The following is a 13125-nucleotide window of genomic DNA, read 5'->3' as shown; positions in this document are numbered from 1 at the left end:
CAGCAAAAAGACGCGATCAGTGGCACTTTGAATGAACGCGTGTACGTGGTCGCGCGACCATCGTCAAATCTTTGCGATTCCGTGACAAAGATTGACTTGCCAATCCGGGCCTGCTCCCGTAGTTTGTGTTGTGGAACCGGTTCCTTACGCGCTACGCGTCAGGGGTTGGACACCCGGAAAACCGCTGTACCGCAGTACTTTCTTGCGGTACATTCCCGCAGTACATTCCCGCATCACATTTCGGCACGCGATCCGCATCGTTCGCAGGCCCGCAACACTCAATGAGGAGAAACGCATGAGCGTGAAGCAGCACCGCCGGCTCTATCTGCCGCTGGCCACCGCGGCCGTGGTCGGACTGGCCCTGACCGGATGCACGGGGGACATCGCCGCATCCAGTTCGTCGTCGTCCAACTGTGCCGACTACGCGTCCTACGGGACGTTCAAAGACAGCCCCGAGGTCAAGATCGGCGGCACCATCCAGGACGTCGAGGCCGACCGCCTCGTCAACTCCTGGGCCGACTTCCAGTCCTGCACCGGTATCAAGGTCACCTACCAGGGCACCAAGGAATTCGAAGCCCAGATCGCCGTGCTCGCCGAGGGTGGCAATGCCCCCGACATCGGGATCATCCCGCAGCCCGGCCTCTTCAACAAGCTGGCCGCTGCCGGCTTCCTGAAGCCGGCCCCCGCTGCCGTCGAGGCGAACGTCGACAAGTGGTGGTCGAAGGACTGGAAGGGCTACGGCACCGCAACCGACGGCAAATTCTACGCCGCGCCGCTGATGGCGAGCGTCAAGGGGTACATCTGGTTCTCGCCCGCGGAATTCAAGGCCAAGGGCTACGAGATCCCGAAGACCCTCGATGAACTGACCGCCCTCACCGCGAAGATCGCGGCGGACGGCGACCACAAGCCGTGGTGTGCCGGTGTCGGATCCGGTGACGCAACCGGCTGGCCGGGCACGGACTGGGTCGAGGACTTCGTGCTGCGCCAGGCCGGCGCTGACACCTACGACAAGTGGGTCACGCACAAGATCCCGTTCAACGATCCCGCCATCGTCAAGGCCTTCGACTCCGCAGGCGCGATCCTGAAGAACCCGGACGATGTCAACGGCGGTCTCGGCGACGTCTCGTCGATCATCTCCACGCAGTTCGGCGACGCGGGCCTCCCGATCCTCGACGGCAAGTGCTCCCTGCACCACCAGGCCTCGTTCTACGAGGGCTTCTGGAAGAAGGCCGACGGTTCTGCCGTGACGGTTTCCCCCACGGGCGACGTCTACGCGTTCCTGATGCCCCCGGTCAAGGCCGGCGGAGACCAGGCAGTCACCGGTGGTGGCGAGCTCGTCGGAGCCTTCAAGTCGAGCGACGCGATCACCGCGACGCTCAGCTACCTGTCGAGTGACACCTGGGCGAACAACCGGGTCAAGGAGGGCGGCGTGATCAGCGCGAACACCGGCCTCGACCCCGCGAACGCCTCGAGCGACCTGCTCAAGCAGAGCATCACGATCCTGCAGGACCCGAAGACGGTCTTCCGTTTCGACGGTTCCGACCTGATGCCGGGTGCCGTGGGCACCGACTCGTTCTGGAAGGGCATCGTGTCCTGGCTGAGCGGCGACAGCAGCCAGAAGGTCACCGACACCATCGAGGCCAGCTGGCCGAAGAGCTAGACCGTCCGGGGAGCCCGCACCCGGGCTCCCCGGCTCGGGGCGGGGCCTGCCGGTAACCCGGCAGGCCCCGCCGCCTGTCTCATGAGACATGTACGACCCCCACTCGACCCCTCGCACGACAGCTTCGCGCACGATTGAAGGGACCGGCCGATGACGACCGCAGACTTACTCGGAAAGATAATCCAGGTAGTGGGGGCACTGGCAGCGTTCGCGCTCGTCATCGGTCTCCTGCTCTTCCTGATCGACAGGGCCCCGAAACGCGGGCGAGACTATTGGCAGTTGACCTTCTTCATCGCCCCTGCCCTGCTCCTGCTCCTTGCCGGCCTGATCTACCCCGCATTCCGCACCTCCCTCCTGGCCTTCACCAACAGCTCGGGTGTCTACGTCGGCGCCGAGAACTTTGTCTGGATGTTCACCCAGCCGGCTGCTCTGATCACCCTCGGCAACACCCTGATCTGGGTCGTCGTCGTGCCGACGATCTCAACGGCCATCGGGCTCGGCTACGCGGTCTTCATTGACAAGTCCCGGGGAGAGAAATACTTCAAGGCCCTCGTCTTCATGCCGATGGCGATCTCCTTCGTCGGCGCCGGAATCATCTGGCGCTTCATCTACGACTACAAATCCGGAGGAAACGACCAGATCGGCCTCCTGAACCAGATCGTGGTCTGGCTCGGCGGCCAGCCGGTGCAGTGGCTCCAGACCTCGCCGATCAACACCTTCCTCCTGATCATCGTGATGATCTGGATCCAGACCGGGTTCGCCATGGTCATCCTCTCCGCGGCCATCAAGGGGGTCCCGACCGAGCAGATCGAGGCCGCCGAGCTCGACGGAACCAACGCCTGGCAGCGGTTCACGAACGTCACGATCCCCGGCATCCGTGGCTCGCTCGTCGTCGTGATCACGACCATCTCGATCGCCACCCTCAAGGTCTTCGACATCGTGCGCACGATGACCGCAGGTAACTTCAACACGAGCGTCATCGCCAACGAGATGTACACGCAGGCCTTCCGGGCCGGTGAGCAGGGCCGCGGTGCTGCGCTCGCGATCGTGCTGTTCCTGATGGTGCTGCCGATCGTCATCTACAACGTACGAATCATGCGCAAGCAGAGGGAGATCCGATGAGTGACAACGTAGTCGACCTGCCCATCGTCGGCACCAAGAAGAACGCCCTCGAGGTCGTCACCGTCGGCACCAAGTCGGCCAGGGTGAAACGGCGCCTCACGTCGCGCACGGCGACGGTCGTTTCGCTCGTCATCGCGATCCTCTGGACGCTGCCGACCTTCGGCCTGTTCGTGTCCTCCTTCCGGCCCGCCGGGTTGATCACCACGACGGGGTGGTGGACCATCCTGCAGAACCCGGGCTTCACGCTCGACAACTACAAGGAGGTGCTGCTCTCCACCTCGCAGTCCTCCCCGCAGCTCGGCGCGTACTTCGTGAACTCCCTCGCGATCGCGATCCCCGCCACGATCTTCCCCCTCGTGATCGCCTCGATGGCCGCGTATGCCTTCGCCTGGATCAAGTTCAAGGGCAGCGGCGCCCTCTTCGTGCTCGTGTTCGCGCTGCAGATCGTGCCGTTGCAGCTCGCGCTGATCCCGCTGCTCCAGATGTTCACCGCGATCCTGAAGCCGGGCCAGGAAGCGCTGCACCAGCTGATCCCGATGATTCCCGCGCAGAACTACCTGCCGGTCTGGATCGCGCACACGATTTTCGCACTCCCGCTGGCGATCTTCCTGCTGCACAACTTCATCTCCGAGATCCCCAGTGAGGTCATCGAAGCGGCCAGGGTCGACGGCGCAAGCCACGGCCAGGTCTTCTTCCGGATTGTGCTGCCGCTCGCGGTTCCCGCGCTCGCGTCCTTCGCGATCTTCCAGTTCCTCTGGGTGTGGAACGACCTGCTGGTCGCCCTGATCTTCTCGGGCGGAACGCCGGATGTCGCCCCGCTCACCCAGCGTCTCGCCGAGCTCACGGGTACCCGGGGCCAGGACTGGCAGCGCCTGACGGCCGCCGCCTTCGTGTCCCTGATCGTGCCGCTCATCGTGTTCTTCAGCCTGCAGCGCTACTTCGTGCGCGGGCTCCTGGCCGGCTCGACGAAGGGCTGACCCGGCCCCGGCATCCGCTCCTCGTCCCTCGCCACTGTTCCGAATTCAGGAGTTGAACCCCAATCCGGGAGTTTGCGGCCGCAAACCAGGAGTTTGCGGCCGCAACTCCTGAATTCGGAACACTGCAGGGGCGATGGGCGGGCGGCAGGCGGATGCCTGGGGCCGGTCCGTGGGTCTCAGGGCCGGTTCCCGGCGAGGGTCGTCTGGATCGCGGCGAGCACGAGCGGCCAGTGGTGCATCACGAGGTTGTAGCTGAAACGCAGGCATCGGCGCCGCTGCGTGGCCAACACGGCGTCCCGCCTGCAGTCTTCGTCGTGCGCCGCAGCGTTGTCGTGGTGTTCCAGCCCATCCCATTCAATGACCAGCCAGTCGGCGAGCAGTAGATCCACGCGGCCAACGCCCGCGATCCGGACCTGATGCCGACCACGGATGCCGGCATTCGCGAGCCGAATCCGGCCGATGCTTTCCAGGAAACTGTGGCACAGCCTGTTGCACTCCATGAGTCGCGCGAGCGCTGCATCGGGCAGTTCGCGCAGCCAGACGTCCAGGTCGAGACTCCCCACCGGGTCCAGGTGCAGGAAGGAATCGAGTGCGGCCACCGTCAGCTCGGGACTTTGACAGAGGGCGAGTTGCAGTACCGTTTCGCGGCGCGATGTGACGAGCCTGGATTCGGGACGGCTCGCGGGATGTTCCACCCAATGCAGCGTGACGTCCCGTGGAATCGGGGCCGGCATCCGCTCGCGCTTGTCATGAGGCAGGCGCAGGCGTGCGGCATTGTCCGCGACGCAGACATGCAGTCCCGATCGCTCGGCTACCGCCCAACCGTAGTGTCTCGCCGCGGAGACACAGCCGAGTCTGCCGCCGACCCGGACGGCCCGGATGAGCTCGTTCGATGTCCCAGGGAGCGCGTACCAGCCCTTCCGTGGGCGAAAGGCTTGCCGCTGGTTGACGGCGGCACTCAGTTGTCGTCCCGTGACCCCGTGCGCGATGAGCTCCCGGCGCTGGGCGACGCCTTCGAGGGCAGTGAGGATATCCGTCACACCGGGCATCGGACAACCCTCCCGTTCGCGGGCGTCGACGTGGACGGCACGGCAGTATCGGTGGAGAACCTGACCAGTTCCGCCCCTGTGGACAACCCGCGCAGCGGCACGCCGGACTGTTCCGAATTCAGGAGTTGAGCACCGCAGCGGGTGTTTCGGGCCGGATTCGAGCCGAAAACGAGCTCAACTCCTGAATTCGGAACCACGGGGGACGCGTTGGCAGGGTGGGAGCGGGGCAGGGCAACGAGAGCGAGCGGATGCCGCGGCGGCGGCGCTTAGGCTGGCTGCATGAGTGCAATGCACGGCCACGGTGGTGGGTCAGCCCCCTCCGGCAGGCCCGGACAGTTCGGACGCCCGCGCGGGCGGATCAGCGGCGGTGACCCCGTCGCCCAGCGTGCCGAGAACGCCGAGGCACCGCGGATCCCGAACCTGCTCGGCCGGATTGCCGCGCTGTTCGCACCGCACCGCACCGCGCTCACCATCACGATCGTGCTCGTGATCATCAGCGCGGCGTTGTCGGTCGTGCCGCCCCTGCTCGTGCAGCGTGCCTTCGACGAAGGCCTGTTCCCGCCCGGGGGAGAGCCCAACCTGCCGCGCCTGGCGACCCTCGTCGGGCTCATGATCGCGATCTACCTCGGTTCCCAGCTGCTCGGGGTGTGGCAGACCTGGCTCACCGCGACCGTCGGCAACACGGTGATGGGCGCCCTGCGGGTGCGCCTGTTCACCCACCTGCAGGCCATGGAGCTGAGCTTCTTCACCCGCACCAAGACCGGCATCATCCAGTCGAGACTGCAGAACGACGTCGGCGGCGTCGCGAGCGTGCTCACCAACACCATCTCGAGCCTGCTCGGCAATGCCGTCACGGTGCTCGCCGCGTTCGTCGCGATGCTGCTGCTCGACTGGAAGCTCACGATCGTCGCCCTCATCCTGATGCCGATCCTCGTGATCGCCCAGCGCCGCGTCGGCCAGGTGCGCGCCCGGATCGCCGCCAAAACGCAGGAATCGCTCTCCGACATGACCGCGATCACCCAGGAGACCCTGAGCGTCTCCGGGATCCTGCTCTCCAAGAGCTTCACGAGGCAGCAGACCGAGATCGGCCGCTACTCCGACGAGAACGACAACCAGGTGCGGCTGCAGGTCAGCCAGCAGATGAGCGGCCAGTGGTTCTTCGCCATGGTCAGCATCTTCCTCTCGAGCATCCCCGCGATCGTCTACCTCGTCGCCGGCCTCCTGATGAGCAACGGTTCGGCCGACATCACCGCCGGCACGATCGTCGCGTTCACGACGGTGCAGTCCCGGCTGCTGTTCCCCCTGCTCGGCCTGATGAGGGTCGCCCTCGACCTGCAGACCTCGAGCGCGCTCTTCGCCCGGATCTTCCAGTACCTCGACCTCGTCCCGGCGATCCAGGATTCCCCGGCCGCGCTCGCCGTGCCCGAGAGCGGCCCCGCCACCGGACGGGTCGAGTTCGACGATGTGACCTTCGCCTATCCGGATGCCGTCGGCGAGTCCCGGCCCACCCTCGACGCGGTCTCGTTCACGATCGAGCCGGGCCAGTTCGCCGCGTTCGTCGGGCCGTCCGGGGCCGGGAAGACGACCGTCTCCTACCTGATTCCCCGCTTCTACGAGGCGACGGACGGGCGGGTCCTGTTCGGCGGGATCGACGTGCGCGACCTCGCGCAGCAGTCCCTCGTCTCCCACATCGGCATCGTGAGCCAGGAGACCTACCTCTTCCACGCGACCATCGCCGAGAACCTCCGCTACGCGAAACCGGATGCCACGGCGGACGAACTCGAGGCCGCCGCCCGGTCCGCGAGCATCCACGACACGATCGCGTCCTTCCCCGCCCGTTACGACACGGTCGTCGGCGAGCGCGGCTACCGGCTCTCCGGCGGCGAGAAACAGCGCATCGCCATCGCCAGGGTGCTCCTGAAGAACCCGGAGGTGCTCATCCTCGACGAGGCGACGAGCGCCCTCGACGCCATCTCGGAGCGCGTCGTCCAGGCCGCCCTCGACACCGCGTCCCGAGGCCGCACCACGATCGCGATCGCCCACCGGCTCTCGACGATCGTCGCGGCCGACGTGATCTTCGTCGTTGACGGCGGGCGCATCGTCGAGAGCGGCACCCACTCCGACCTGCTCGCCGCGAACGGCGTCTACGCGCGGCTCTATTCCGAGCAGGTCACGGGTCCGGGTCCCGTCCTGGATCCGCCCAGGCTCCTCTCCGAATAGCGGTACTAGAGTTGAGGCGTGCCCGTCCGTCTGAGGTGTCCGCGTTGTCCGTGTTGTCCGGGTCGCTGACCGACCCCTTCGCCCCACCGAACACTCCTCGAACACTCCTCGCCGTCCCGCGCGTGTGCCCCAGGCCGCGCGGTGACACTCACGACATCTCGACGAAGGATCTTCCATGAAGATTGCAGACACCATCCTCGACCTCATCGGCAATACGCCGCTGGTCAGACTGAACAAGGTCACCGAGGGGATCGGCGCAACCGTGCTGGTCAAACTCGAATACTTCAACCCGGGCGGCTCCGCGAAGGACCGGATCGCCACCCGCATCATCGATGCCGCCGAACGTGACGGACTGCTGCTGCCCGGCGGAACCATCGTCGAACCCACCTCGGGAAACACCGGCGTCGGCCTCGCCCTCGTCGCGCAGCAGCGCGGCTACCGGTGCGTCTTCGTGCTGCCGGACAAGGTCGGCGAGGACAAGCGCAACGTGCTCACCGCGTACGGCGCCGAGGTCGTCGTGACCCCGACATCCGTCGCCCCCGACGACCCCGCGTCGTACTACAGCGTCTCCGACCGGCTCGCCAGGGAGATCCCCGGCGCCTTCAAGCCGAACCAGTACGCGAACCCGAACGGGCCGCTCAGTCACTACGAGTCGACCGGCCCCGAGATCTGGCGGGACACCGACGGCACCGTCACCCACTTCGTCGCGGGTGTCGGCACCGGCGGAACCATCACCGGGACCGGGCGCTACCTGCGGGAGGTCTCCGGGGACACCGTGCGGATCATCGGCGCCGACCCCGAGGGCTCGGTCTACTCGGGCGGCACCGGCAGGCCGTACCTCGTCGAAGGCGTCGGCGAAGACTTCTGGCCGGCCGCATACGACCCGGCCGTCGTGCACGAGGTGATCGCCGTTTCCGATGCCGACTCCTTTGCCATGACCAGGCGCCTCGCGCTCGAAGAGGGCATCCTCGTCGGCGGTTCGAGCGGCATGGCCGTCGTCGCGGCCCTCCGCGCGGCCGCGACCCTCCCGGCCGACGCCGTCGTCGTCGTGCTGCTGCCCGACGGCGGCCGCGGCTACCTCGGCAAGATCTTCAACGACAAGTGGATGCGCAGCTACGGTTTCAGCAACGCTCCGGCCGGGCACACCGTGGCCGACCTCCTCGAGAGCAAGACCGGCACCCTGCCCGCCTTCGTCTACGTGCACCCGATCGCCACCGTGCGGGACGCGATCGAGGCCATGACGGCGTCGAGCGTCTCCCAGCTGCTCGTGCTGACCGCCAAGCCGCCGGTCGTGATGGGGGAGGTGCTCGGCGCGATCGACGAACGTCATCTGATGGAACTCGTCTTCTCCGGCGAGGCCAAACTCACCGACAAGATCAGTGCATACGTCGGCGACTCCCTCCCGATGATCGGCGTCAACGAACCCGTCGCCGCCGCCCGCGCGGCTTTCGCCCACGGCGACGCACTTCTCGTCACCGCGGAGGGCAAGCCCCTCGGCGTCATCACCCGCCACGACCTCCTGACCTACCTCAGCGCCTGAGCGCCCCCACTACCTAAGGACCCACGGATGCCCAGCACCCCGAACTTCGACACCCTCGCCATCCACGCCGGACAGGAATTCGACCCGACGACCGGAGCCGTCATCCCGCCGATCTACCTGACCTCGACGTACGTCCAGGAGAGCATCGGCCACCTGCGCGGCGGCTACGAATACAGCCGAGGCGGAAACCCGACCCGCACCGTGCTCGAGACCGTGCTCGCCGCCCTCGAGGGCGGCAAGCACGGCCTGTCCTTTGCAAGCGGTCTCGCCGCGGAAGACACCATCCTCCGTGCCCTAGTCGCCCCCGGAGACCACATCGTCCTCGGCAACGACGTCTACGGCGGAACCCACCGTCTGATCAACACGGTCCACGGCGCGATCGGCATCCGCAACACGACCGTGGACCTGGCCGACCTCGCCGCCGTCGAGGCCGCGATCATTCCCGGCGAGACGAAGATCCTCTGGGTCGAAACCCCGAGCAACCCCCTCATGAAGATCAGCGACATCGGCGCGCTGGCCACCCTCGGCCACCGCTTCGGTGTCACCGTGATCGTCGACAACACCTTTGCGAGCCCCGCGCTGCAGCATCCTCTCGCGTTCGGAGCCGACGTCGTCGTGCACTCGACCACCAAGTACCTCGGCGGCCACTCCGACGTGCTCGGCGGCGCTCTCGTGATCAACGACGACGCGCTGTACCAGAAGGCGCAGTTCCTGCAGTTCGCGACGGGGCCGGTCTCCGCACCCCTCGACGCCTGGCTCACCGTGCGCGGCATCAAGACCCTCTCGGTGCGGATGGACCGGCACTGCTCCAACGCGCAGGCGATCGCCGAGCACCTCGACGGCCACGCCGCTCTCGAGGCCGTCTACTACCCCGGCCTGCCGAACCACCCCGGCCACGAACTCGCGAAGCGCCAGATGAGCGGCTTCGGAGGCATGCTCTCGATCGCGTTCACCGGAGGAGCCGCCGCAGCGCGCACCTTCGCCGAGTCCACGAAACTCTTCCAGCTCGCCGAGTCCCTCGGCGGCGTCGAGTCCCTCGTGAACTACCCCGCCGAAATGACGCACGCCTCGGTCCGCGGCACCGAACTCGAGGTGGCTGACAACATCATCCGCCTCTCCGTCGGTATCGAGGACAAGGCCGACCTGATTGCCGACCTCGACGCGGCCCTCGCCGCGGTCGCGAGCCTCTCCCGCCCCTGAATTGGTGAGGTGCCCGGGCGGGCGGAGGACAGTTTGGCAGGAAATCGACGGAGTGTGTCTAGTCTGCCATTTCGCGCGGGGTCGTCGTCCGGCAGCATAGGAGCATGACGACGACACCGGCGACGGATGCGCCCGCGAACTCCGTTCCCTCCGGTGCCGGCAGCCTCGGCCTGCTCCAGGGCACCGCGCTCTACATCGCCGCCGTTCTAGGCACCGGGATCCTGGTGCTCCCGGGACTCGCGGCGGCGGCGGCTGGGCCGGCCTCCCTACTCGCGGTCCTGATCGTCTTCGTGCTGTCCATCCCGCTCGCGGGCACGTTCGCCGCCCTCGCCGCCCGGTACCCGGACCCCGGTGGTGTGGCGAGCTACGTGCGCACCGCCCTCGGCCAGACCTGGGCGCGGATGACCGGCTACTGGTTCTTCTTCGGCGTCGGTTTCGGCGCACCCGTCGTCGCTATGCTCGGTGCGGAATACGTCGTGGCGATCATCGGAGCAGACCCCGGCACGGTGCCTGCGGTCGCCCTCCTGATCCTGGTCCCGCCGTTCGTCTCCAACTACCTCGGTGTGCGGGTCTCCGGGGCCGTGCAGCTCGTCCTGACCGGAGCGCTGCTCGTCATCGTGATCGGTGTCGTCACCGTCGCCTTCCCCGCAGCGGACCCCGCGAACTTCCACCCGTTCCTGCCCAACGGCTGGACCGGCGTCGGCGCAGCCGTCAGCCTGTTCGTCTGGGCCTTCGCGGGCTGGGAGGTCGGCACCCACATCGCGGGGGAGTTCCGCAATCCGCGCCGGGTCATCCCGGCGGCGACCGCGATCGCGCTCGTGGTGGTCGGGGCCGCCTATCTGGCGCTTCAGTACGTAACGGTCGCCGTCCTCGGCGGCGCAGCGGGATCGGGCGCCGTGCCCCTGCTGGCCCTCGTCGCCCAGTCGCCGGGCGGCGTTGGCCCGGTGTCCGTCGCGGTGATCGCGGCGATCGTCGCGCTCGGGGTGCTCAACGTGTATCTCGGCGCCTTCGCCAAACTCGGTGCCTCGCTCGGCCGCGACGGTGACCTCCCGCGCTGGCTCGCCCGGGGTGTCGAGACCGGGGGCGTTCCGCGCCGCAGTCTCACGCTCGTGGCCGTGCTCACCGGTGGGTACTTCACGATCATGGTGACGCAGCACCTGCCCCTGTCTGCGTTCATCCTGATCCACACGAGCTCCATGGTCGCGATCTACACGCTCGGCATGATCGCCGCGGTACGCCTCCTCGACCGGTACAGCCTCGGCTGGTGGCTCGCGGTGGTCAGCGTCTTCCTCACCGGAGCGCTGCTCGTGCTCGCCTGCCCGAACCTGCTCGTGCCGGCAGCACTCGCCCTCGTGGCGGTGGTCATCGGCCAGGTCAAACGTCACGGTCGCCGATCCGCCCGATCGCGCCTGGCCACCCGCTGAACCCGCCGAGCCCCGAACCCGCTGAGCCCCGAACCCGCTGAGCCCCGAACCCGCTGAGCCCGCTGAACGCCGAACCCGCCAGGAGAACCCCATGACCGTCACCCGCGCCCGCCTGATCGATCTCAGCCACACGATCCGTGCCGGTCTCATCACCTACCCCGGCCTGCCCGCTCCCGTGATCGAGCCATTCCTCACCCGCGCGGCCTCACGCGCGTCGTACGCTCCCGGCACCGAATTCACGATGGACGTGATCACCCTGATCGGCAATACCGGCACGTACCTCGACAGTCCGTACCATCGCTACGCGGGCGGAGCGGACCTCGCCGGTCTCGACCTCGCCACCCTTGTCGATCTGCCCGCCGAGGTATTCCATCTGACGGATGCTGCGACCCGGGGCATTCCCGCAGAGGTATTCATGGAGCGCGGCCCCGCCCTGGTGGGCTCTGCGGTGCTGATCCACACCGGCTGGGACCGCCACTTCGGCACTCCGGAGTACCGCTCCGGTGCCCCCTTCCTCACAGAGGAGGCCGCACAGATGCTGGTCGACGCCGGTGTCGCCCTCGTCGGGATCGACTCGCTCAACATCGACGACACCGAGGGGAGCGGGGAACGGCCGGCCCATTCCGTCCTGCTCGCCGCCGGCATCCACGTCGTCGAACATCTGACCGGAATGGCCGAGGTGCCGGGCTCCGGGGCCGCGTTCTCGGCGGTGCCCCCGAAGATCGAAGGCTTCGGGACCTTCCCGGTCCGCGCGTTCGCGCGAGTGCCCCACCCCGCCGGCTGAGGCGCGATCCCCGCCATGTGACGGTCACAACGCGGTTCCCGAGCGGTGCATACTGGGGATGCGTAATTTTTTGTGACCGTGCTCATAGACGAGGCCCCGATGACTGCTGAACTGCCCACTGGCCGGGCCCCCAGCATCCGGGACGTCGCACGCCTTGCCGGCGTCTCGCATCAGACCGTGTCGAGGGTGCTCAACAACCACCCGAGCATTCGTGACTCCACGAAGGCCCGCGTGCTCCAGGTGATCGAGGAACTCCAATACCGGCCGAACCGGGCGGCCAGGGCCCTCTCGAGGGGAAGGTCGCGCACGATCGGCGTGCTGTCGGCCTCCGGGTCCCAGTACGGCCCCGCGAGCAGCATCGCCGCGATCCAGGATGCGGCGCGGGAGGCGGGCTACTACGTCAACACCGCCAATCTCACCTCGGTCGACACGGCCTCCATCGAAGCGGCACTCGACCACCTGATGTATCAGTCCGTGGAGGGGATCGTGGTCATCGCACCGCAGGTCCGCGTCTTCGACGTGCTGGAACAGCTCTCGATCGAGGTGCCGTACGTCACCCTCCAGTCGACGGGCCGGCCCAACGATCATGCACTCTCCGTCGACCAGATCCACGGCGCCCGACTGGCCACGCGGCACCTCATCGACCTCGGACACCGGCGGATCTTCCACCTCGCGGGGCCGCAGGACTGGATCGAGGCAGAGGCTCGGATGCGCGGATTCCTCGAGGAGATGGGGGCGATGGACGTTCCGACGACCGCCCCGATCCTCGGGGACTGGACCGCGGACTTCGGGTACCACGCCGGGCGCGAGCTGCTGCGACAACGCGATTTCACCGCCATCTTCTCGTCGAACGACCAGATGGCGCTCGGGATCATGCACGCGGTCAGGGATGCTGGGCTCGACATCCCGCGGGACGTGAGCATCGTCGGTTTCGACGACATCCCGGAGGCGGCGCACTTCTGGCCCCCGCTCACGACCGTCCGCCAGGATTTCGCCGAACTGGGCAGACGCTGCATCGCCCTCCTGCTCGGCACCATCGCCGGTGAAGACCCGGACAAGTTCCGTGAAGCGATCATTCCCGAGCTCATCGTTCGCGGCTCGACGGGCCCGCCCGCCTTCTGAATCCGGCGTGAATCGGGTGGTTATCAA

General features: G+C 67.3%; 10 protein-coding genes. 9 read left to right on the top strand and 1 reads right to left on the bottom strand.

What is annotated here, in order from left to right; all coding sequences use genetic code 11:
• Nucleotides 1-295 precede the first annotated feature (295 nt).
• The 3 genes from E3O44_RS08660 to E3O44_RS08650 all read left to right on the top strand — a co-directional run bounded on the left by E3O44_RS08660 (nucleotide 296) and on the right by E3O44_RS08650 (nucleotide 3759).
• Complete coding sequence (locus E3O44_RS08660) at nucleotides 296-1660, top strand: ABC transporter substrate-binding protein (RefSeq protein ID WP_134534350.1); 1365 nt, start codon at nucleotides 296-298, stop codon at nucleotides 1658-1660.
• Nucleotides 1661-1810: 150 nt separating this feature from the next.
• Entirely contained in the window at nucleotides 1811-2782 is a 972-nt protein-coding gene (locus E3O44_RS08655; protein WP_134534349.1) for a carbohydrate ABC transporter permease, read from the top strand.
• Nucleotides 2779-3759, top strand: a complete 981-nt coding sequence (locus E3O44_RS08650) for a carbohydrate ABC transporter permease (protein WP_134446748.1) — start codon at nucleotides 2779-2781, stop codon at nucleotides 3757-3759. Before E3O44_RS08655 ends, E3O44_RS08650 begins: the two co-directional genes overlap by 4 nt.
• 176 nt (nucleotides 3760-3935) lie before the next feature.
• Here E3O44_RS08650 and E3O44_RS08645 read toward each other — a convergent pair whose 3' ends face one another.
• A complete protein-coding gene (locus E3O44_RS08645) occupies nucleotides 3936-4799 on the bottom strand; it encodes an endonuclease domain-containing protein (protein ID WP_166792587.1) in 864 nt (287 codons plus the stop codon).
• Between the two features lie 297 nt (nucleotides 4800-5096).
• Here E3O44_RS08645 and E3O44_RS08640 point away from each other — a divergent pair, with 297 nt between their 5' ends.
• The 6 genes from E3O44_RS08640 (at nucleotide 5097) to E3O44_RS08615 (ending at nucleotide 13098) form a co-directional block, all read left to right on the top strand.
• Entirely contained in the window at nucleotides 5097-7028 is a 1932-nt protein-coding gene (locus E3O44_RS08640; RefSeq protein ID WP_134534861.1) for an ABC transporter ATP-binding protein, read from the top strand.
• 175 nt (nucleotides 7029-7203) lie between these two features.
• A complete protein-coding gene (locus E3O44_RS08635; RefSeq protein ID WP_134534347.1) occupies nucleotides 7204-8568 on the top strand; it encodes a cystathionine beta-synthase in 1365 nt (454 codons plus the stop codon).
• A gap of 27 nt (nucleotides 8569-8595) precedes the next feature.
• The gene (locus E3O44_RS08630) at nucleotides 8596-9768 is read left to right on the top strand and encodes a cystathionine gamma-synthase (RefSeq protein WP_134534346.1); all 1173 of its coding nucleotides are present in this window, start codon (nucleotides 8596-8598) and stop codon (nucleotides 9766-9768) included.
• A 104-nt stretch (nucleotides 9769-9872) separates the two neighbouring features.
• Nucleotides 9873-11192, top strand: coding sequence for an APC family permease (locus tag E3O44_RS08625; RefSeq protein ID WP_134534345.1), 1320 nt, complete (start codon nucleotides 9873-9875; stop codon nucleotides 11190-11192).
• Nucleotides 11193-11283: 91 nt separating this feature from the next.
• The gene (locus E3O44_RS08620) at nucleotides 11284-11976 is read left to right on the top strand and encodes a cyclase family protein (protein ID WP_134534344.1); all 693 of its coding nucleotides are present in this window, start codon (nucleotides 11284-11286) and stop codon (nucleotides 11974-11976) included.
• Between the two features lie 99 nt (nucleotides 11977-12075).
• Entirely contained in the window at nucleotides 12076-13098 is a 1023-nt protein-coding gene (locus E3O44_RS08615; protein ID WP_134534343.1) for a LacI family DNA-binding transcriptional regulator, read from the top strand.
• Nucleotides 13099-13125 lie beyond the last annotated feature (27 nt).

Source organism: Cryobacterium algoricola, assembly GCF_004402485.1.
Lineage (GTDB): Bacteria > Actinomycetota > Actinomycetes > Actinomycetales > Microbacteriaceae > Cryobacterium > Cryobacterium algoricola.
Note: the sequence above shows the minus strand (reverse complement) of the source record. Positions and strands in the feature narration are given on the sequence as shown.

What these genes read in the sequence shown, in the direction of transcription:
- E3O44_RS08660 (WP_134534350.1), top strand. Translation starts at nt 296, where the DNA reads ATGAGCGTGAAGCAGCACCGCCGGCTCTATCTGCCGCTGGCCACCGCG.
- E3O44_RS08655 (WP_134534349.1), top strand. Translation starts at nt 1,811, where the DNA reads ATGACGACCGCAGACTTACTCGGAAAGATAATCCAGGTAGTGGGGGCA.
- E3O44_RS08650 (WP_134446748.1), top strand. Translation starts at nt 2,779, where the DNA reads ATGAGTGACAACGTAGTCGACCTGCCCATCGTCGGCACCAAGAAGAAC.
- E3O44_RS08640 (WP_134534861.1), top strand. Translation starts at nt 5,097, where the DNA reads ATGCACGGCCACGGTGGTGGGTCAGCCCCCTCCGGCAGGCCCGGACAG.
- E3O44_RS08635 (WP_134534347.1), top strand. Translation starts at nt 7,204, where the DNA reads ATGAAGATTGCAGACACCATCCTCGACCTCATCGGCAATACGCCGCTG.
- E3O44_RS08630 (WP_134534346.1), top strand. Translation starts at nt 8,596, where the DNA reads ATGCCCAGCACCCCGAACTTCGACACCCTCGCCATCCACGCCGGACAG.
- E3O44_RS08625 (WP_134534345.1), top strand. Translation starts at nt 9,873, where the DNA reads ATGACGACGACACCGGCGACGGATGCGCCCGCGAACTCCGTTCCCTCC.
- E3O44_RS08620 (WP_134534344.1), top strand. Translation starts at nt 11,284, where the DNA reads ATGACCGTCACCCGCGCCCGCCTGATCGATCTCAGCCACACGATCCGT.
- E3O44_RS08615 (WP_134534343.1), top strand. Translation starts at nt 12,076, where the DNA reads ATGACTGCTGAACTGCCCACTGGCCGGGCCCCCAGCATCCGGGACGTC.